At 68.3% G+C, this 20,226-nt stretch carries 19 protein-coding genes; 8 read left to right on the top strand and 11 right to left on the bottom strand.

Annotated features, from left to right (window positions below):
- Position 1: 1 nt before the first annotated feature.
- The 4 genes from REH65_RS31065 to REH65_RS31050 form a co-directional block, all read right to left on the bottom strand.
- Positions 2–820 (bottom strand): hypothetical protein, encoded by an 819-nt coding sequence (locus tag REH65_RS31065; protein WP_406690295.1) that lies wholly within the window; start codon positions 818–820, stop codon positions 2–4.
- Positions 821–823: 3 nt separating this feature from the next.
- Complete coding sequence (locus REH65_RS31060; protein ID WP_406690294.1) at positions 824–1,123, bottom strand: hypothetical protein; 300 nt, start codon at positions 1,121–1,123, stop codon at positions 824–826.
- Entirely contained in the window at positions 1,120–2,325 is a 1,206-nt protein-coding gene (locus tag REH65_RS31055; RefSeq protein ID WP_406690293.1) for a hypothetical protein, read from the bottom strand. The genes REH65_RS31060 and REH65_RS31055 overlap by 4 nt, the downstream gene beginning before the upstream one ends.
- A 690-nt stretch (positions 2,326–3,015) precedes the next feature.
- Positions 3,016–3,384, bottom strand: a complete 369-nt coding sequence (locus REH65_RS31050) for a WhiB family transcriptional regulator (protein WP_406690292.1) — start codon at positions 3,382–3,384, stop codon at positions 3,016–3,018.
- A 302-nt stretch (positions 3,385–3,686) separates the two neighbouring features.
- Here REH65_RS31050 and REH65_RS31045 point away from each other — a divergent pair, with 302 nt between their 5' ends.
- From REH65_RS31045 to REH65_RS31010, 8 genes are all read left to right on the top strand, one after another.
- Complete coding sequence (locus REH65_RS31045; RefSeq protein ID WP_406690291.1) at positions 3,687–6,065, top strand: LuxR C-terminal-related transcriptional regulator; 2,379 nt, start codon at positions 3,687–3,689, stop codon at positions 6,063–6,065.
- A 189-nt stretch (positions 6,066–6,254) separates the two neighbouring features.
- On the top strand, positions 6,255–7,439 hold the full coding sequence (locus REH65_RS31040; RefSeq protein WP_406690290.1) for a cytochrome P450: 1,185 nt from the start codon (positions 6,255–6,257) through the stop codon (positions 7,437–7,439).
- Positions 7,440–7,700: 261 nt separating this feature from the next.
- A complete protein-coding gene (locus REH65_RS31035; protein WP_406690289.1) occupies positions 7,701–8,987 on the top strand; it encodes an NB-ARC domain-containing protein in 1,287 nt (428 codons plus the stop codon).
- 350 nt (positions 8,988–9,337) lie between these two features.
- A complete protein-coding gene (locus tag REH65_RS31030) occupies positions 9,338–9,904 on the top strand; it encodes a hypothetical protein (protein WP_406690288.1) in 567 nt (188 codons plus the stop codon).
- A gap of 8 nt (positions 9,905–9,912) precedes the next feature.
- Positions 9,913–10,968 carry an aminotransferase class I/II-fold pyridoxal phosphate-dependent enzyme gene (locus tag REH65_RS31025; protein ID WP_406690287.1) on the top strand — a complete coding sequence of 352 codons (1,056 nt, stop codon included), beginning with the start codon at positions 9,913–9,915 and terminating at the stop codon, positions 10,966–10,968.
- A complete protein-coding gene (locus tag REH65_RS31020; protein WP_406690286.1) occupies positions 10,952–12,142 on the top strand; it encodes a CynX/NimT family MFS transporter in 1,191 nt (396 codons plus the stop codon). The genes REH65_RS31025 and REH65_RS31020 overlap by 17 nt, the downstream gene beginning before the upstream one ends.
- A 43-nt stretch (positions 12,143–12,185) precedes the next feature.
- Positions 12,186–12,365, top strand: coding sequence for a hypothetical protein (locus tag REH65_RS31015; protein ID WP_406690285.1), 180 nt, complete (start codon positions 12,186–12,188; stop codon positions 12,363–12,365).
- 837 nt (positions 12,366–13,202) lie between these two features.
- Positions 13,203–14,282: a tyrosine-type recombinase/integrase gene (locus REH65_RS31010; RefSeq protein WP_406690284.1), complete on the top strand. Its 1,080-nt coding sequence runs from the start codon at positions 13,203–13,205 to the stop codon at positions 14,280–14,282.
- A 504-nt stretch (positions 14,283–14,786) separates the two neighbouring features.
- Here the strand turns inward: REH65_RS31010 and REH65_RS31005 are convergent.
- The 7 genes from REH65_RS31005 to REH65_RS30975 all read right to left on the bottom strand — a co-directional run bounded on the left by REH65_RS31005 (position 14,787) and on the right by REH65_RS30975 (position 20,223).
- The gene (locus REH65_RS31005; protein WP_406690283.1) at positions 14,787–15,134 is read right to left on the bottom strand and encodes a hypothetical protein; all 348 of its coding nucleotides are present in this window, start codon (positions 15,132–15,134) and stop codon (positions 14,787–14,789) included.
- Between the two features lie 260 nt (positions 15,135–15,394).
- Positions 15,395–15,808, bottom strand: a complete 414-nt coding sequence (locus REH65_RS31000) for a pyridoxamine 5'-phosphate oxidase family protein (RefSeq protein ID WP_406690282.1) — start codon at positions 15,806–15,808, stop codon at positions 15,395–15,397.
- 180 nt (positions 15,809–15,988) lie between these two features.
- Positions 15,989–16,822, bottom strand: coding sequence for an SMP-30/gluconolactonase/LRE family protein (locus REH65_RS30995; RefSeq protein WP_406690281.1), 834 nt, complete (start codon positions 16,820–16,822; stop codon positions 15,989–15,991).
- A complete protein-coding gene (locus REH65_RS30990) occupies positions 16,819–17,733 on the bottom strand; it encodes a sugar kinase (protein ID WP_406690280.1) in 915 nt (304 codons plus the stop codon). The genes REH65_RS30995 and REH65_RS30990 overlap by 4 nt, the downstream gene beginning before the upstream one ends.
- Positions 17,730–18,353: a bifunctional 4-hydroxy-2-oxoglutarate aldolase/2-dehydro-3-deoxy-phosphogluconate aldolase gene (locus tag REH65_RS30985; protein ID WP_406690279.1), complete on the bottom strand. Its 624-nt coding sequence runs from the start codon at positions 18,351–18,353 to the stop codon at positions 17,730–17,732. Before REH65_RS30985 ends, REH65_RS30990 begins: the two co-directional genes overlap by 4 nt.
- An 11-nt stretch (positions 18,354–18,364) precedes the next feature.
- Positions 18,365–19,510 (bottom strand): galactonate dehydratase, encoded by a 1,146-nt coding sequence (gene dgoD / locus REH65_RS30980; RefSeq protein ID WP_406690278.1) that lies wholly within the window; start codon positions 19,508–19,510, stop codon positions 18,365–18,367.
- Positions 19,507–20,223 carry a FadR/GntR family transcriptional regulator gene (locus tag REH65_RS30975; protein WP_406690277.1) on the bottom strand — a complete coding sequence of 239 codons (717 nt, stop codon included), beginning with the start codon at positions 20,221–20,223 and terminating at the stop codon, positions 19,507–19,509. The genes dgoD and REH65_RS30975 overlap by 4 nt, the downstream gene beginning before the upstream one ends.
- Positions 20,224–20,226 lie beyond the last annotated feature (3 nt).

The raw sequence follows: 20,226 nt of genomic DNA, 5'->3' as shown, positions 1-20,226 counted from the left end.
ATCAGCCACCCCTCTTCAGATCCCGGTACCCGGCGTGGACCGCGTCGGCGCTTCCCGGCCACGCGCTCGGCGCGGCCGCGGGTAGCGGGCCGGGGGAAATCCGCCAGTCGCCACCGACGTGGCGCAGGGCTTGGCAGTCACCGACGCCGGCGGTGAGGGTTTGGCCCTGGTAATCGACCGAGAACTGGCCGAGCACGCAGGCCACGACGAAGCGGCCGCCGTCGGTGATGCCTTTGATCTGGCCGTGCGTGACCTGGTAGGTCGCGGTCAGGTCCGGTATCGGGCCGGTGGGGTTGATCCCCGCGCTGCTGCGCATCGAGCGCAGCAGCGAGTACAGCCCCGTGGTTTCCGGTTGCGGGGCGCCCGGCAGCGCCAGCTCGCGGAACCCGCGTGCGTAGGTGGCCGGATCCCCGCCGCGCATCGCGGCCTCATCCAGCGTGGTGAGCTGCCCCAACGCACCCTCCGGGGTGGCGGGGAACCCGCCGGAGATCCAGCGCCCGGCGGTCTGGGCGGGCATTGGAACGGTGATGGGTTCGCCAGCCCGCTCGGTGGTCATCGACTGTGGCTGAGCCGAGTGCGCTGGTAGTGCCGCCATCGGGGCACTCGCCAGGGCGTGCTCGGCCGCCAAGTCCCAGCCGCCCGAATCCAGGACCGGCCTCGAGGGCGGCGGGGCGGGAGCCGGTGCGGGCCGGTCGGTGACGTGGTGCGAGACCATCAGCGCGCCAGCAAGCGCGACGACGGCCAAGACCACGACGACGATGGCCGACAGGCTCAGCCCGGCTCGACGCTTGCGCTGCTGGTTCGTGGCAGGAGGGGCCATGACTCAAGCCCCCGCCGCGAAGTGGCTGATGAGCTGGTAGCCGACCCCGTACAAGATGCCGCCGCCAAGGGCGCACAACATCATGATCACGCCGATCTTGCCCGCGCGGTGGTGATCGACCCACCGGCCACCGGCCCACACCAGCAGCCCGATGAAGAAGCCGACCACCAGCGCCACGCCAGCACCCCACTTGACGTTGCCGACGGCCTCGATGATCTTTTGCGAGCCGGGCGGGGCCACTGGTCCTGGGTTGGGGATCTGGGCCAGGACAGGCAGAACCGTGTCCGTGAGGTGCTGAATCATTGGTCGGCTCCCTTCGAGCGGCGGGACAGGCCAGGCAGCCGCCCGGCCGAAGACGCCGCCGGGGTCAGCAGCTCCCAGCGGCGCAGCAGGGGGGTCATGGCCTCGCGCAACCGCTTCGGGGTGACCTCGGCGGTGATCCCGGAGGTGGCGATGTCCGGGCTGTGCGGGAGGAACAGCGCATCGTCGAGCAGGGCCGACACGCGGCGACCTGCGCTGCCGCGCACGCCGGTGGGCCAGCGCCGGGCACCGACAACCACCAGCTGGACCGGTGGCGTCGTGGCGCCGGAGCGGTCCCAGGCGTCCAGGCGCGCGAGAACCTGTTCGGAGTGCAGGAGCGAAGGGCGGGTAGCCCGGCAGACCAGCACCGGCCGCGGTCCCGGAGTGCCAGTCCGCAGCCAGGCACCGGCCCCGGCCAGCGGATGCGCGGCCACACGCCAAGCGTCGTGACCGACGTCGACCACGGTGACCTGCACCGACTGGTTCGACGGCTTGAAGAACCGAGGGGGCGGGACCATGCCGGGGCTGATGACCGGCAGATCGCTCTCTACTCGTGCCAGCAGTGCTTGGGCCCGCCAGGAGACCCGGACGCGCACCGCCGGGTGGGGGCCGGACAGCACGGGGCCGTCCGAGCGGGCCGCCGCGGCAAGGCCGGAGCGGGCGGGATCGGCGGTGTCGACCATGAGCACCCGCCGCCCGGCGATCTGCATCGCGTCGGCGAGCACCGTGGCAACGAGGGTGGCGCCGGCGCCGGGGGACGCCGACAGCACCGGGATCACGTCGCCGAAACCCGCCCAGTCCGCAGAGGCGTCGCTGATGGGTGCCAGACCCTGCCGCTGCACCACGGCTGCGGCCTGCCCTGTCTGCGCAGCGATGCGCAGACCCGCCTCGTCCTCGTAACCGTCGGCCGAGACCGCGGCCCACTGCCCGGCTTCGACGGCGGCGACCACGTCGGAGGTGGGCAGCTCCCCCCACGTCTGGATGGCCGTGCGGGCGAGCTGCCGATCGCGTTCCTGGAGGCCGCCGGGTTCGGCGGGAACGTCGCTGGGCTCGCTGGTGAGCGCGGGCTGTGGATCCGTGTCGGCTGGGGAGGGAGCACACGGCCACTGGGTGGCGGTGGCCGTGCGCTCCGGCTCCGGCAGCGACGGCGGTGTGGTGCCCGCCGCCGGTGGATCAGATGATGTCTCGCCGTTTTCGGAATGCATGGGCGTAGTCGGCACCGTTGAGGGCCCGCCACGCCCCGCACTGCTTTCCGTGAGCAGCGACGCCGTGGTCTGATAGGAACCGTTGCGGGCCAAGTGATTTTGTTCTGGTGCGGCCATGATTTCGTCTCCTTTGCCGTCCGCCTGTGGTGGGCCGGGCTGGTCACGAAGGCGCGTTGGTCCACCGCAGTGCGTGCACCGGTCCGAGGCGCGCGGTCTGGCGCCGATGTGCGGCTGGACAGCTCCGGGCGATTTGAGACGCGCTTGCCCTACTCAGAGCCCGGAAGGGCTGCTGAGCTGCGAAGACTCACGTAGTGCTCACCCGGCGTCAGGCGCAGGGATCGCTGAGAGGGGCTGCGCGCCGGGCAAAGCGGAACAACTGGCTTCCACCGCGGACTGCCCGTATGGGATGTATGTAGGGCCGTGCCTGCTGCGCGGCCCGAGGCCGCTGGGCACCTACCTCATGCGCAACGATGAGTGCGCGGTTGGTTCATATGGCACCTCCCGCATGGGAGAGATCGGCTCCCACGCTGTCTTTCAGACCGCACGGCCGGTTCCCTTCGCCGACTCCCTCGCCGGTCGCTGTTCGCCAGGCGATGGCCTTGGGCCCTTGCCTGACCTGTCCTCAGCGGATGGAGCACGACCAACTCCCCGAGTGGTCCGTGCGCTCCACACGATGGGCGCGTGTTGTGGTCAGCCGGCCATGTCCAGCCCGACAACTTCTTCGCCGCCATCCTCATCAACGACGACGCCGACCTGGCCGCGTTCTGCCAGCATCTTTGCGCGGTCGGCCGGGATGGTCGCTCCCCATACACCCCAGGACGCACCCGCCTCTGCTTCGAGCGCGAGGGCTACCGTCAAGCAATCGTTGATCACGGGGCAACCGCGGCAGGCTCGTTTCGCTTTGAGGCGCCGGTCGTCGGGGGCGTAGCGGCCTTTCTTCGGTTCCCGGTACCACGGATCATGGTTGGCCCGGTATCGCGGGCGTACGGGCTTGGCGCACTTTCCGCGGTGGGAGATGTAGAAGTGCAGCTCCTCGATGGTGGTGTCGGCTTCATGCATGATGGCCCCCGAATGGGTGATAGGGCCGCGGGGTGGTGGGCGCGCCGGGAACACAGGATGCCGCCGGTAGCAAGCCTCCGGCTACGGTGTCCACGAGCGCGCGCCCGCCCCCACTGGGCGGCGTTCGTCCTTGCTGCCAATAGGTTTGGTTCCGCGTGATCGAACACGGATCCGGTTTTTCCTCTTGGTTCGTCCACTGTGGGACGGTGAAGGCCCAACCGGCCAGAGATGACACGTTGACAACTGCTGTCAACAGTTGATCGTTTTCGCTGGTTACCATCGGTGCCCGCACGAGAGGGGGCGTGACGTTGCTACCTGAGGAGCTGGACTCGTTCGTCGGGCGCGAGGACGAGCTGGAGACGCTCGCGTCCCTCGTCGTACCGGGTAGCGGTTCCAGCCTGGTCACGCTGACCGGCCCCGGCGGCAGCGGAAAGTCGAGACTTGGACTCCGGCTCGCCCACCACGTCGAGGGCATGCAGTGCTGGGAGGACGGCGTCGGCTGGGTGTGGCTGCGGCCTGTCCGGGACAGGGCCCGGTTGGCCGACCACCTCGCCACCAGCCTGGGAATCCAGCAAGCCACCAACACCGCAGCCGGCATCATTGACGCACTGCGCAAGCGACGGATGCTGCTGGTACTCGACAACTGCGAGCACCTGCATGCGCCGCTACGTCAGTTCATCGCCGCTCTGTTGCGTGCGGCTCCCGACGTCACTGTGCTGGCCACGAGCCGATCGAGCATGGACCTGACCGGCGAGAACGTGCACCGCCTCGCCCCGTTGAGCACGGCCACGGGCGAGAACTACCAGGACGGCAAGTCCTATGACGCCGCTGAGCTGTTCATTCACCGAGCCCGGCAGGTCAACCCTGGCTTCGACCCCGACGGCCAGTACCGGACGATCGTGGAGCTGTGCCATCAGCTCGATGGCCTGCCGCTGGCGGTCGAGCTGTGCGCGCGCCGGACACAGACGTACTCGCTGAATGAGATCGCCGCGCGGCGCTTTGACCTGCTCAACGCTCCCCTGGACGACGAGCACGACAGCACCGGCGATCTGCTGGGCCTCGGTACCTCGTCGGCTGTGGACCGCGATGATCTGCTCAGCATCGGCCAGGACGACGCCCAACGTGCCCGGACCTCGCTGGACAACGTGCTGAGGTGGAGCTGGGATCTATGCACCCGCCGCCAGCAGCACCTGCTGCAACGGCTCTCGGTGTTTCCCGATGCCTTCGACCTCGAACAAGCCGAGGTGGTCTGCGCCGACGACGAGCTCCTGCCCCGCACGATGATCGCGCCCACGCTCGACGATTTGCAGCGCCAGTCGCTTGTGCAACGCCAATCCACCGCCCTGGATGAGCCGAGTCAGTTCCGGTTGCTCGATACCATCCGCACCTTCGCCGAGCACCGTCTGCGGGAGTCCGGGCAGGCCGAGCAGTTCCGCCACCAGCACTACGAGTGGGTGACGCAGGAATTCGCCCGGGTCGGCAGGGAATGGCTGGGACCGCAGGAAGTCGACATGCTGGTGCGCTGCCGTGGCCTGTTGCTCGACGTCTACGCCGCGCTGGATCACTGCCACGACACCAACAACATGGAAGCGGCGTTCAGGCTGCTCAACGCCACTTTCGCTGCTCGGATCCCGTGGTTCGGCGGCGCGCTGCCGGATATGTCACGGCAGTGGGCACGATTGCTGGAGCGCTACCCGCACCGCGACAATACACGCGCGGTGGCCCTGGCGTCGCTGGCCTACCTGGAGGTCTGTCGCGGCCTGCCCGCCGACATCCCCCTATCCCGGCTCGACGAAGCGCACGCGATCGCCGCGGAACTCGATGTCGAGCTGCTGCAGGTTCAAGTCGCGACCGCGGTCTCGCATTGCTTCGGCAACGGTGACGCCCAGTGCGTGGAGTTGATGGCCCACGCCTACAGCAAAACGCGTGCGCAGGACCCGACCAACCCCGGGTGGGCGATGATCGAAATGTGGTGGTCCATCTGCGCTGCCTTCTACGCGGATACAGACACCGCCGAGGCCATCACCCAGCAGCATCTTCAGACCATGACCGACGCCGGAGCCGAACACGCCCTGGGCTGGGCTCGCTGGGCACGGTCGGTCTTCCTCGTGCTGCATTGCGGCGACGACGCAGCGTTGGCCGAGGCCGAAGAGTTGATGCGGGCGGGCATCGCGACCGCTTCCCGCACCGGTGACCGGTGGATCCCGATCTGGTGGGCGGTGCTGGCGGCTATCCGTGCCGCCAAAGCCAGCGAGCACGCTCGGGCGGCAGAGCTGAGCGGCATCGTCGCCTCGCTCACCGTGACCACAGGCATTCGCGTCGACCGGATCGCCGGGCTTTATCCCGCGTTGCGCGACGGTCAGGACGCCGCTCGGGTCGCTCTGGGCGAGGAGGCCTACCTGGAGCGCTGGCACTCCACGCGGGATCAGTCCGCGGGCAACTACGCGGCCACGGTGGAGCTGCTCACGGCTCCGGTGCGGTTGACCTCTCGCGAGTACGAGATCGTCACGCTCGTCGTCGACGGGTACACCCATGACGACATCGCCAGCACGCTCCACATCGAAAAGGAGTCGGTGAAGCGCAACATGCGACGTGTGTACTCCAAGACCGGGTGCCGGACACGAGCAGAACTCCAGAGCATGGTGTCGCGCTCGGTCACCACCGATGGGCAGGCGTCCTGATCTCCACACGCATACCCGGACAAGCCCCCGGACAAGGCGGCCCCACCCCGGACAGTTCGCCGCGACACCCGGACAATGCGCGGTGTCTGGATGTCACGGGCCGACGTCGTTCGGCAGGGTTCGTCGCGGTGATCATCGCCCCGAACTGGAGTGACTGTGACTGAGACCCAGCGCCTTGCCCTAGATCCTGTGGGACGTGACCTGGCGGGCGAGTCCCGCCGCCTGCGCGCTGCCGGACCAGCAGCGCCGATCGAGTTGCCCGGCGGTATCCCCGCCTGGGGCATCGTGGACCCGGACCTGCTGCGAAAACTGCTGGTCAGCCCCGACGTGTCGAAGAACCCCCGCCTGCACTGGCCGGCCTGGTTCGAAGGCCGGATTCCGGGTGATTGGCTGTTGGCACCGTGGTTGAGCATGGAAAATATGCTCAGCGCGTACGGCAGCGAGCATCGACGACTGCGCACGCTGTTGTCGAAGGCATTTACGCCACGCCGCATTGCCGAGTTGGGGCCGTCGGTGCAGCACACCACCGACGAGCTGCTGAACGCGCTTCCGTCCGCAGCCGAGGACGGGGTGGTCGACGTGCGCGAGCATTTCGCCCACCTGCTTCCCTTCGACACCATCGGCAGGCTGTTCGGTCTGCCCACCTCGATGCACGACGAGCTGCGCGCCTGCATCGACATCGTGCTCGCGCCCGTGCTCGGCGCCGATGTCGCCATGGCATCAGAGCGCACCCGCGAGATCCTCCACGAGCTGCTCATCGCCAAACGCGAGACCGCCGGCGACGACTTGACCTCGGCGCTGCTGGCCGCCCGCGACGGGGACAACCCGCCGCTGTCGGAGACCGAACTGCTCCACACCCTCCAGCTGGTGATCGCCGCGGGTTTCGAAACGACCGTCAACGTCATCGACCAGGGGCTGACCGCGCTGCTCACCCACCCCAAGCAGCTGGAGCTCGTGCGCACCGGCCAGGCGTCGTGGGAGGACGTGGTGGAGGAGACGCTGCGCTGGCAGCCCTCGGTCCCGCACATGCCGCTTCGCTTCGCGGTGACGAACATCCCCGTCAGCGCGACCACCACGATCGCCGCGGGAGACGCGATCATGGCGTGCTTCGGTGCTGCCAACCGCGACCCCGACGTCCACGGAGACGACGCCGACGAGTTCGACATCACCAGGCCGAGCAGGCGGCAGCACTTCGCCTTCGGGCACGGAGCGCACGCCTGCATCGGCTCCGCCCTGGCCCGTATGCAGGCCACGACCGCGCTGCGCACGTTCTTCGAGCGGTACCCGGGCGCACAGCTCGCGGTGCCGACCGAGGAACTGGAGCCGATTTCGCTGGTCGCCAACGGACACCAACACCTCCCGATCCGGCTCTGAACAGATGCCGGATCGGCCTGGACACGACACCGGACAGCCCCGTGCCGGGGCCGGACAGTGTGGCCACCTCTCCCGGACAACACTCGCTGTCCAGGTACAACGGCCCTAGCCATCACGCACAGTGGACTCCGCAAGCGCACGAATGCGACCCCGCCTGGACTTGTCCGGGCGGGGCCTGCGGAGAAACATCCACGCAGCTGGCCCACCAGTCGAACGGATCTCAGCCAAGGGGCGGGTTGCGTAGCTAGCTGGGGAGGGCACATGCGCAGCACATCGACCGTGACCGCAGCGTTGCATGCCGGCGCGACGGAAACGACGGCGGTCACCGAGTTCGGAGCTGCGGTGTTGCGCTGGTGTGAAGACAACGGCGTCAACCAGGTCGACCTGGCCGACGAGGCCGGGCTGCACCGCAGCACCCTGTCCCGGGTGATCCACGGCCAGCGCGATGCCACCGAGGCAATGGTCACCGCCCTGGACGGGGTCATGCGCACCGGCGGGCGGCTCGCTGAGGTCGCCGAGCGCAGTAACCAGCACCGCGCCACCACCCGCACAATCCCTGCGGCGCGGCGCCGCCCGGTGCCCGCGCAACTGCCCGCAGTGTGCGGAACACTGCACGGCCGCGAGCAAGAGCTCGCCGCGTTGGCGGCCTGCGGGCCCGCGCCCGGACTGCGGTTGTGCCTCGACGGGCTGCCCGGTGTCGGCAAGACCACGCTGGCCGTGCATCACGCGCACCGTCTTTCCACCGCTTACCGATCTGGAACGGTGTGGGCCGATCTGCGCGGCCACCAGCTCGGCGGGCCTGCCGATCCCTCCGAGTTGCTTGGCGACTTCCTTGCCACCCTCGGGCTGGAGGTCCCCGATGGGCTGGAGGCACGTAAGCGGGCGTGGCGGTCGGCGACCTGGGCTTCCAGGTTGCTCATCGTGCTCGATGACGCCCGCTCGGCCGAGCAGATCACGCCCTTGCTGCCCGGTGGGACTGGCTGCGCAGTGCTGATCACCAGCCGCTACCGGCTCTCATCGGTGATGGCCGGAGCCGGAGTCCAGCAGTTCACGGTCGCTCCGCTGCGACGGGCGCAGTCCATCGAGCTGCTGCGCGCGCGTCTTGGGAACCGCGTCGACGCTGAACCGGCCACCGCCGGGCGCGTCGCTGAGCTGTGCGCCGATGTGCCCCGGGCAGTGTCGCTGGCGGCCGAACGCCTGTCGGTGCACCCCGAGATCTCGCTGGACGTCCTCCTCGACGAACACGAGGACCGGTGGGCGCTCACCGAGATCGCCGACGAGCCGGGCTGCAGCATGCGCGCCACCCTGCGCCGGTTCTACAACGCACTGCCGGCCCAACACCGGCGCGCCTGGCGCGTACTCGGTGCCGCTGGTGGGCGGATGACCAGCGCCGAGCTTGCGGAGAACACCGGGTGGGCACCTGGCGACACCCGGCAGGTACTCGATGGCCTGGTCCTGGCGCACCTGCTGACTCGCCGTGAAACCACCTGGGAGATGAACGAGCTCATCGCCGCGTGGGGTGCGCACCTGCACACCCACAACACGTAGTAGCTGACACATCGGTGGGGATGGGCGGAATCTCCCCGTTCCCGCCCATCCCCACCGGTTGCCGCGGACCTGCCGCGCCGGACACGGCGATCTCTGCCGGATGAGGGCACATAACCACCGTCAGAAATCACCGAGTCGCCGGTCGCGCCCCGAGAGGTCCACGGTCCGGCGGAGCATGCCACACACCTCGCTTGGCTGTCTTCGTATTGAACCTCATTAAGTCCACTGTGGACATCATTTTGCGCGGGTTAATACCAAGACTGATCAGCGTCGATGGGTTTACCGTCCGCCCTTGCCGCAACGCCCCCTCGCCACGCCTGGCGGGGAACCGCTGTCTCGGGGAGGACCTGATGACCACCACCCACCACACCACCCACCACGCCATCGACCGCGACACGATCGCCGCACGCCTTCGCGAGGCCGACTGGGAGCTCGGCCCGCAGGGGCAGTGGCTGGCGCACCTGATCCACCGTGGCAACGCACCCGGGTGCCACACGGCGCTGCGCGCCGTGCTCATGCCGCCCGCCCACGTCGCCGGCGCCCACCTGCACCGCGCCCACGAGGTCCAAGTGATGGTCCTCAAAGGAATCGCCGCGACGCTCCTGGGCGATGACCTCGCACCCCTGCTGCACGGGGCAGGCGATCCGATCTGCGTCCCACCAGGCACAACCCACGCTGCGGCTAATCTGTCCTCGACGCAGTGGTTGCTCGCCGTCGAGACCATCAGCGACCCCTACTCCGCCGACGTCCGTCCTCTGCCGCACCTGAACGCGCAGGTCGAGGAGACCGCCCGCCGGCTTCGACGGGAACGTGCGGTCGAGGTGTTCAACAAGGAGACCCAGACGGTCGAGTCGGTCGCTGACGAGCTCATCGCCGACGTGGCCATCCCCGCTCGGCGCTCCACCACTGGGCGGTGATCCAGACCATGACCACCACCTACCCCACCACGACCGCTTCCACAGCCACCGGCGGCAACGTGCGGATCCGCCTCACCCACAACGAATCACCATTCCCACCCACGCCCCGCGTGCGAGCAGCACTGGAGCACACCGCGGCCGGGGCTCACCGCTACCCCACCGTCAGCGATGAGGACGACCTCATCAAGAGTCTCGCCCGCCACCATGAGGTGCCCGACGACGGGATCCTGCTCGGAGCAGGGGCGGCCGGACTCCTGCAACTGCTCGCCCAGACCTGCGCCAGCCCGGGTGCGCAAATCGTCGCTCCCTGGAGGGCGTGGGAGGCGTATCCGGATATCGCTACCAGCGCGGGCGCTCGCTTCGTCCCCGTCCCGCTCACATACGACGAGGTCGATCTCGACGCGGTCGCCGACGCCATCACCGAGCGAACCGCGATGGTGTGGTTGACCCACCCGCACAACCCGACCGGCCAAGCCCTCACCCGCAGCGCGTGGGAGCGGTTTCTACAGCGCGTCCCAGCGGGGGTCATGGTGGTGCTGGACGAGGCCTACTACGAATTCCTCGATGCATCCGAACGCGCCCGTGCCGCCGATGGCATCGCGACGGTCCGCGACCTGAGCGTCACCACCAGACTCGTTGTGCTGCGTACGTTTTCGAAGGCCTATGGGCTGGCGGGACTGCGTGTCGGCTACGCCATCACCAGTCCGACGATTGCCCGGGAACTGAGGCATCGCCAGCTGCCGTTCACCGTCTCCACTGCCGGGATCCAAGCGGCGCTGGCCACGATGCGCGACACCGCGGCTCGCGAAGCGCAGCTGTGTGAGATCCGCAGCGAGCGCAATCGGCTCGCGCGCGAACTCGGTGCGCTCGGCTACCCGGTTCGGCCCAGCTCGGCGAACATGCTGTGGCTGCCGCTCCGATCCGCCGCGGAGCAGTTCACCCTGGGGCTGCGCCAGCACGGCATCATCGTGCGCTGCTGGAGCGGGGACGGCGTTCGCATCTCGGTGGGCACCCGCAGCGATCACGACGCCCTGTTGGCGGCGGCTCGTGTCCTCCCCCGCTGACACCCGCACGAGCCCGGCCGCACCAGCTCACGCCAGCGCGTGGCGGGGTGCGGCCGGGCTCGTCGCGATCGGCCTGCTCGCATGGTTGCAACGCGCGCCCGTTGCCGGTCTCGGCATCGCCCTGCCGGAGCTCCACCTCGGCGGCGGTCTCAACGCGGTGCTCACCGCGGCCCCAGCGCTGTGCATCGCCGCTGCCGCCCTGGTCCTGCCCGTACTGCACGCGCGGGTCTCCACCGTGCGAATCCTCGCCATCTCCGCAGGGATGCAGGTGCTGGGCCTCGCGCTACGCGCGCTGTGCGGCACCACCACGATGTTGCTGATCGGATCGCTGCTGGCCTACCTCGGCGTCGCTGCCGCCGGCATCGCCCTGCCCGTCCACGTCCACGCCCACTACCCCCGGCACGCGCCCCGCATCACCGCCGCCGTGGCCGCCCTCATCAGCGTCGGAGTCGCCACCACCACGGCAACCACACCGCCGCTGCTGCACACCGCACACGGCTACCCAGCCATAGCCCTGCTTCTCCCGCTCCCGGTCGCCGTCGCCGCCTGGACCTTGTGGGCACGCCAGAAGCCGAGCTCGGCCCCCGTTCCGGTCACGCGCGGCGCCTGGAGGTGGATGCTGCGAAACCCGCGGACCTGGATCCTCGTCGGGTTTTTCGGCTTGCAATCCGGACTTGCTGTCGGCCTGCTGTCCTGGGAGGCCGTGCTGTTCCGCAGAACTGGGATCCCCGGCGGAGCGGCCGGTCTGCTGGTCGCGGTCACCATGTTCATCTCCATCGGCACCGCGCTGACGCTCGGTGCCCGCACCAACCGCGCCCGCTCCCAAACACCGGGGCTTGCCGTCATGACCTGCGCCGGCATCGCCGGGCTCGTGGGACTGCTGCTCGCCCCCACCAGCGCACCGTGGTTGTGGGCCGGACTCCTCGGCGCCGGGGTCTCTGTTCTGTCCGTCGCGCTCGCTTTGCCGAACCTGCGCACGAACAACTCGCAGGACGGAATGGTCCTCAGCTCAATCGTCCAGGGCGCCGGTTACCTCGTGGCCGCGGCCGGACCCCTCGCTCTCTCGCTGACCACCAGCGCCACCGGCATCACGCTGCTCATCGCCGCCGGACTGGCCCAACTCGTGCTCACCGTGCTGGTCGGCCGCCCGCATCACATCACCCGCCCCGGCTGAACGGGGCCAGGACCGTAGCAGCCGCCTACCGAGGAGGAACACCATGTCGCGTCCCTACGACCGGTCGCAGCAACCCGCATGGGACGGCGCCGAACACCCGGTGTTCGACAATACCGACCCGCTGTTCACCCCCACCACGAACATGAGCACCCACACGCGAATCGGGTGCGACGACTACAACCATTACGGTGTCTTCCCTGACTACGACGACTTCGGTGAATGACCCGGCTCCGAATCAGTGCTGTTCCGGGCCAGCGGCCATCACTGGACCTTTGGTTCTCGATTGACGCCTTCCTGCGGGGATGGTGAGGGGCAACGGTGGCCGGTCGAGCAGTGTGCGACGGATTTTTGGAATCCGGAGCTACCGTTGTAGGCCAGAAACACTCTGCGCGACTGCATTTCCGATCTTGGGGAGGGTGACGTGTCCGAATCGTGGCGTTGCCTGGTTCGACTGGGCGTCCGGAGGCAACACGGTTCATCAGGTTGCCAGCGTCTCCGCAGGCCGCTTTTCCAGCCAGCGCCTCACGACACATCGATTGATCGCCCTCGGCGCCGAGTTCTAGGAGTTGATTCCATTGCCAGAGACAAATCCGGCCCAAATGACTCGAGGAACGACCGCCGAGCACATTGTCTCCGCGGTCGTTCCGGGCCAGCTGCACACGGCGCAGGACTCCGTGCAGCCGCTTCCGGTCTCCGACCTGCCAGAACTCCCGCGCGACGGGACGATGTTGTATCGGATCGCTTCGGTTGATCTCCGAGGACGGGTAGCTGACTCCACCATCGTTCAGGCGCTCGGATGGTCACCTTCGGAACCTATCCAGTTTGGAACATGGCACGGCGCTGTGGCCTGCAACCGAAGTTCAACCGGGTCTTCAGCCCTGACCAAGCGCGCTCACATCTCGATACCCTCCACGTTGCGACGTTGGTGCGGGATCGCCAGCGGAGACCGGGTACTGCTAGCAGCAGCCCCTACTCTCGACGTGCTCGTTATCTACACCATGGCCGCGCTCGATCACATGGTCCTCGGTTACCACGAGTTTCTGACCAGGACGGATCAGCCGTGAGCCAGGAGGAACTCGAGAAGGAAGCCGCTCGGGTGCTACTCGGGCGGCTAGGCCTGACGGCAGCAGATCTCATTGGCGATGGCAAGCGGCCAGCAAGTGACATCTGCGTACCAACCTTCCGCGACTACCTACCACGCGTTGCTGCCGCCATGTCAGATGGAGCCCAACGTACCTACGGACCCTACTGGTCTCAGATTCTTGCGGCATGGGGAGATCGTCGGATCACGGAACCAAGCCCGTTGGAACTCAAACACCTTGCCGCTCAAGCCAAGAAGCAAGCCTGTAATCGACGTAACTCCAGAGGCGGCCAGAGCGCAGCCGAACACCTCGTGTCAGCGGCACGCTGCATGTACAACCACGCCGTCGCGGACGGATGGCTCAATGAAGCCGAAAACCCCGCTCGGCGGGTCACTAAGCCCAGACGCCTCCCAAGCACCCGACGAGCTCTCCCGGATTCCCGATTGCACGAGATAAGCCAAGCCGCAGCGCGAACAGGCAACGACCCCGTTCTGGATGCTCTTCTCATCCGCCTGCACATCGAGACCGCCTGCCGACGCGGCGGAGCCCTCAACCTCACCCTCCGCGACCTCGACCCCGACCAATGCCTCATCCGCCTCCACGAAAAAGGCGAAACCGTCCGCTGGCAACCCGTCTCCCCCACCCTCATGACCCACCTCCGCGAACACGCCCACCAACGCGGCGCCACCAAACCCAGCGACCAACTGCTGCGCTACCACAACCACCGACCCATCACCCGACGCCGCTACGACCACCTCTGGACCCGCATCGGCCAACACCTCCCCTGGGTCCACACCCAAGGAGTCAGCACCCACTGGCTACGCCACACCACCCTCACCTGGGTCGAACGCAACTTCGGATACGCAGTCGCTCACGCCTACGCTGGCCACCACGACGGTAGAAGCGCCAGTGCCACCACCACCTATATTCGCGCCGACGTGAGCGAGGTTGCCGCAGCCGTCGCCACCCTCACTGGTGAAGACCATCCACTCATGCCCACCAACCCCGCGTCTCAGCACACGAGTACCGAAAAGAATCTCCGTTGTGTGGACCATTGAGCACGAATTCGCGCCCTGTGATTGCCAACGGACTTGCGCCGGCGTTGGCGCATCACGGAATTGATGCGAATTGACCGCTGGTTGAAACTCGAGAAAAGTGCGATGGAGATTCCATGACGGGAATTTTCCAATCAGGCGTCTTGAGGGACGGGACGTCCAATGTCAGCGACCACATTCTCGGGAAGTCCATTACGGAGAATGTCGATGACGGACGGCGTCCACAGAAGGGCATCGCGCAAGCAGCTGGTGTTCTGCCTCGGTCAGCTTAGTCAACTCTTCCAATTGCCAGCTCCAACGTGCCCCACACAGCCGGGCCTTCCAACACTGCCGTCGAGCGATCTTAGCTCCCCGCCAGCGGCCGATCTGGTCGCTCCTTCTCTCCCCGCCCGGAGCCACACAAACTCGGCTTCGACCGGGTACGAACCCAGGCGAAGACCTACTGTGCTAACTTCACCGACATGGAGATGAATCCCACGAACGGGGATTCCTCCCACTGGAAGGGGTTCAAGTCCCCCCTCGGACACGCACACTATTCACCCGGTTCGCCGGGTGAATTTTTATTTCGGCAGCTCTCTCACCCGGCTCGTAGCGAACCTGCAGGTCAACGGACTCGTAGAGGCTGGCCAGCCTCTCGGGTTTGGGGCTCGACAGCGCCGCCCTGACGTCGCCGAGAGAATCGACCATCGCATAGACCTCGGCCTCGGAGATCGCTCCGCCCGTCGTCGCTGTGTTCTCCAGTTCGGCACGGGCAGCCGTGCGTTCCGCTTGGGCTGTGTTGATCACATCAGTCAGCGCCGCGGGATCCACTCCGGCACCGATCGCATTGGAACCGACGCAACCGAGCCTCGGCATCAGTCAATCGGGTACACGGCCCGCTCGCCGTAAGGACTCGCCCGAGAAGTCGAGCCGTTGCAGGGCCAGGATCTGTTCCGAGGCCAACGCGGTAGGGGCAAGGCGCCTCAGCTATCCGGAACTTCCGGGCGAGGCAGATCCACTGCACGACGCGCCGTCGCCGTCGTCGTCTAGGACCGTCCCCGTACTCGGGCAAGAATCGCGCTCGTCAGCGGTGATAAACGGTTGCTTTGATCTTGTCCGAACGCACCCCGAGGCCGCTACCAGCCAGATGGGCGCACGTTGCCCATGACGCGCGTGACGGTGATCTCGATGACCACGCGCTCGGGATTGGGACGAGGGGGCCGGTAGCGCTGGGCGTAGCGTCGTTCGGCTTCGGCGACGGATTCCGGATCGTCCTTGATCAGCGCGGTGCCTTCGAGGGTGCTCCAGCGCCGCCCTTCGACCTGGCTGACCGCGACCTTCGCGTCAGGGCCGCCAGCCAGGACGTTGCGCACTTTGCGGGTCCCAGCGCTGCTGATGATGCGTGCGATGCCGGTTTCAGCGTCGAAGGTGGCGCCGACCGGGACGAGGTGCGGGCTGCCATCCGGGCGCTGAGTGGCGAGGGAGCAGATCCTGCGTTCCTGCCAGAAGTGGTCGTCCCTCGACTCGGTCGCAGCTGGTTCGGTCGTCATGTGTCCCGCTTCTCGCCTGGTGGATCGAGCTCGTCGCATCCCAGCACGAGGAGACACCTCGTGGCGCCGGTTGTGCACCGATTCTCCCCCGGCCCCGCGGGCTCCTGAGCAGCGGGTATCCACCACTCAGGAGGCTGCGGACCAGGACCGGGTCAGAGCACCGGGCGAATCACCGCCACATCATCGTGCGCAGGTGGCGAAGCTGGTAGATGTTCCGGGCACCGTGCACGGCGTTGCCAGCACGGCGCCGTCGAGCGCGGTGGGTGTTTCGAGTCCGATCTTGGCAGAGGTGACGACGAGGTGGTCTCCCGTGAGGCACACGCTGGTCGGCTGAGCGCATGGGATGTCGAGGACCTGATCCACCGAGCCGTCCGGCGCGTATCGGCGCACCTGTCCTGCTCCCCAGATCGCCGACCACAGGAAGCCCTCGGCGTCCACCGTCATGCCGTCCGGACTGCCGTTGTCCACGGTCGCGAACACCTGATGATCATGAAGTGTCCCGGCGCTCGGATCGACCCGGTACCGGTAGATCGTCCCCTCGGCGCTGTCGGCGAGGTGCATCACCGCTCCGTCCGCGCTGAACGCCGGCCCGTTCGGGACGGTCAGGCCTTGCACCGCCGTGCTGGTGGTGCCGTCTAGGTTCACGCGGTAGAGGGTGCCGGCGCCCGATGTGTTGTCGTAGGCCATGGAGCCCGCCCAGAACCGGCCGGCCGGGTCGGCGACGCCGTCGTTCATCCGCATTCCCGGGCCGCCTTCCAGCTCGGCCAACCACTGCACGTCGGAGCCGAGCACGGCGATACCGGTTCCGGCGGCCGCGATCCAGCCTCCCCCGCGCAGCGGAGCGACCGCTCCGAGAGGCTCCGGGATCTCGGCGATCACCTCTGGCGGGCCGTCGTCGGGCAACTGCAGCAGGCGGCCGGTGAGGATGTCGACCATCACCACGCGTCCGTCAACCACCCGCAGTCCTTCGCCGAGGTCGAAGCGTTCGCCGGGCCACGCGTTCCACTCCGTCACCGCAACGCCTCGCCTTTCTCCACGTCGAGCAATGCCAGTTCAGAGCGGGTCGGAAGCCCCTCCCAGTCACCCGAGGTCGAGACCGCGAAAGCGCCGCAGGTGTTGCCGCGCGCGAGCCGTTCCGGCACGGGCAGGCCGTCCAGCAAGGCCGACAGATAACCGGAGGTGAAGGCGTCGCCCGCACCGATCGAGTCCACCACCTCAACCCGGTTTCCGGATGCGCTCACCGTTCCGTCCGCTGTGGATGCCATGGCACCGGCGGCCCCCAGCTTGGTCACCACTTCCCGCACCCCTGCGGCGAGCAGGGACTCGGCGCCGCCGACGAGTTCGAGCTCATCGGTTGATCCGATGACCACGTCGGCTCGGCGAGCCAGCGGCGTCAGCACCTCCGCCGCCACTACCGGTGACCACAGCTTCGAGCGGAAGTTGATGTCGAAGGACACCATCGCGCCGACCTCGGCTGCTGCGTCCAGAGCCGCTTCCACCGCAGCACGGGGGCCTTCACCGATTCCCGCCGTGATCCCGCTCAGGTGCACCAGGCTCACCTCGCCGGACACGGCGTTGCGGACGTCGTCCGGGCCAAGCCGCGTCGCGGCCGAGTTCGCGCGGTAGTACTGCACTCTGACGAGATCCGGTAGCCGCTCTTCGAAGAGGATCAACCCGGTCGGCGAATCGTCGCGCGACACCGCGGACACGTCGACGCCCTCCGCGCGCAACGTGCGCAGGATCAGCTCTCCCGCTTCATCGCGACCGAGGCGACTCACCCACCTGGCGGAGTGGCCGAGCCGGGAGAGCCCGATCGCGACGGTGGTTTCGGCTCCGGCGATCGACGTGCGCGCACTCCCGCCGAGCCGCAGGAGCCCCGTGCTCCGCAGGGCCATCATCGTCTCGCCCAGCGTCACGACGGTCATCGCGACCCCACCGCCGCCAGGAACTGCCCGGCGCGTTCCCGCAGCGCCGCGAGATCACCGCCGTGGGGTGCGTCCCCGGCGAGCGGGCTACCGACCCCGACGGCCAGCGCACCTGCGGCGAGGTAGCGCGGCACGTCGGAGAGGTCGACCCCGCCGACCGGTACCAACCCCACGTCGGGGAACGGGTCGCCGAGCGCCTTGAGGTAGCGCGGGCCCAAGCTCTCGGCCGGGAACAGCTTCACCGCAGCGGCTCCGGACCGGTGCGCGGCGAGCACCTCCGAGGGGGTCATCGCCCCGGCGAGCACCGGCATCCCCAGCTCCACCGCTGCCGCCACGCCATCGGAGGCCGCAGGTGTCACGGCGAACCGGGCACCGGCGGCACCGGCGTTCTTCGCGTCCTCCGCACTGAGCACGGTGCCCGCCCCGATGCACGCCTCATCCCCCAGGGAATCGGTGATGCGCGTGAGCACGCCGAACGCATCGGTCGAGATCAGCGACACCTCGAGCAGCCGGACGCCCGCGCCGACGAGCACTTCGGCGGTCCGCTCGCACGCGGCCGGGTCGCTGCCGCGGATGATCGCCATGAGCCGGTGCCGCACCAGCTGTTCCGCCAAGTCCATACCGCTTCTCCTCACCATTCCGCGAACGAGCCGTCCGAGTGCCGCCAGGTCGGGGGGCGCCAGCGGTGCCCCTGCGCGTCGGCGCGGCGCACGGCGTCCTCGTCGATCTGCACTCCCAGGCCCGGTGCCTCCCACCGCCGGATCGCGCCGTCGTGGAACTCGAACGGGGTGCGGTCGAGCACGTAGTCGAGCAGTTCGGCGTCCTGGTTGTAGTGGATGCCGATGCTCTGCTCCTGGATCAGGAAGTTCGGCGTCGCGAACGCCACTTGCAGGCTCGCCGCGAGCGCGATCGGGCCGAGCGGGCAGTGCGGGGCGAGCAGGGCGTCGAAGGTCTCGGCCAGCGACGCGATCCGGCGCACCTCCGAGATGCCACCTGCGTGGGACAGATCCGGCTGCGCAACGGCGATGCCCGCCTGCAGCGGGGCCAGGAAATCCGTTCGCGAGTACAGGCGCTCTCCGGACGCGATCGGAACCGGGCTGGCCGTGACCACGTCCCGCAGCGCGTGCGGGTGCTCCGGCAGCACGGGTTCCTCGGCGAACAGCGGGTGCAGCGGGGCCAGCTCGGGCAGCACGCGGCGCGCGGCGGCGGCGCCGAAGCGACCGTGGAAGTCCACGGCCACGTCACGGGAATCACCGAGGACCTCGCGGACCGCGGCGACGCGGGAGATCACCTCGTCGGTCTCCGCGCGCGTCGGCATTCGGCTCGTGCGACCGGAGGCGTTCATCTTCACCGCAGTCAGCCCGGCTTCGACCTGCGCAGCGGCCGCCTCCGCGACCTGGTCCGGCTCGTCACCGCCGATCCACCCGTAGATCCGCACCTCGTCACGGACCGCGCCTCCCAGCAGCTGGTGCACCGGGACGCCCAAGGACTTGCCGAGGATGTCCCACAGCGCCTGGTCCAGACCGGCGACCGCGCTGGAGAGCACCGGACCTCCCCGGTAGAACGCGGATTTGGTCATCAGCTGCCACAAGTCCTCGATCCGCCTCGGGTCGCAGCCCAGCAGCAGGTCCGACAGCTCCTCCACCGCGGCGCGCACAGTCTCCGCGCGTCCTTCCACCACGGGCTCGCCCCAGCCGACGATGCCCTCGTCGGTTTCCACGCGGCAGAACAACCATCGGGGTGGGACCAGGAACGTCTCCACAGATGTGATCTTCACTCGCCTTGCATCTCTTTCTCTCCGGTACCGATGATGTCCGCGACGTCGCGGGCGGCCTTGTCCAGCAGCGATGCCACGGCAGCAGCAGCGGCATCGGCGTCCCCTCGGCGCACGGCCTCGACCACTTCGGCGTGACTGGGCACGGGGTCGTCCGCGCTGGCCCCATGCACGAGCGCGTCCCGCAGCCGCAGTGCGGGTTCGATGAAGACGTCCATCCGCGAGAGCATGTCGTTGTGGGTGGCCCGCAGCATGGCCCGGTGCCACCTGAGGTCGGCTGCGACCTCGGCTTCCGGACCCACGGCTCGTCTCATGTCCTCCAGCGCGGCGTCCAGTTCGGCGAGGTCGCGGTCGTCACGGCGCTGGGCGGCCATCGCCGCGGCCGCCGGTTCGACGACCGCGCGCACCTCGGCCAGGTCCCGCAGAACCTCTGCCGTGTCGCCTGTTTCGCTGCGCCACCGGATGACGTCGCTGTCCAGCAGGTTCCAGTGCTCTCGGGCGCGCACGTACGTGCCGCGCTTCTGCCGCGCCTCGACGAGTCCCTTGGCGGCCAGCACCTTGGTGGCCTCCCGCAAGACCGTCATGCTCACGTCCAGCTCACGACCGAGCTCACCCAGGTCGATCACCTCGCCCACCGCGATGTCCCCGGCCACGATGCGCGCCCCCAGCGTCGACACCGTCTGCCCGTGCACGCCTCGCCCGCTGTAGGCGTTCATGTC

Source organism: Saccharopolyspora sp. ID03-671 (assembly GCF_045278815.1).
In the GTDB taxonomy this organism is placed as follows: domain Bacteria; phylum Actinomycetota; class Actinomycetes; order Mycobacteriales; family Pseudonocardiaceae; genus Saccharopolyspora; species Saccharopolyspora ipomoeae.
This window is presented reverse-complemented; position numbering and strand designations above follow the sequence as displayed.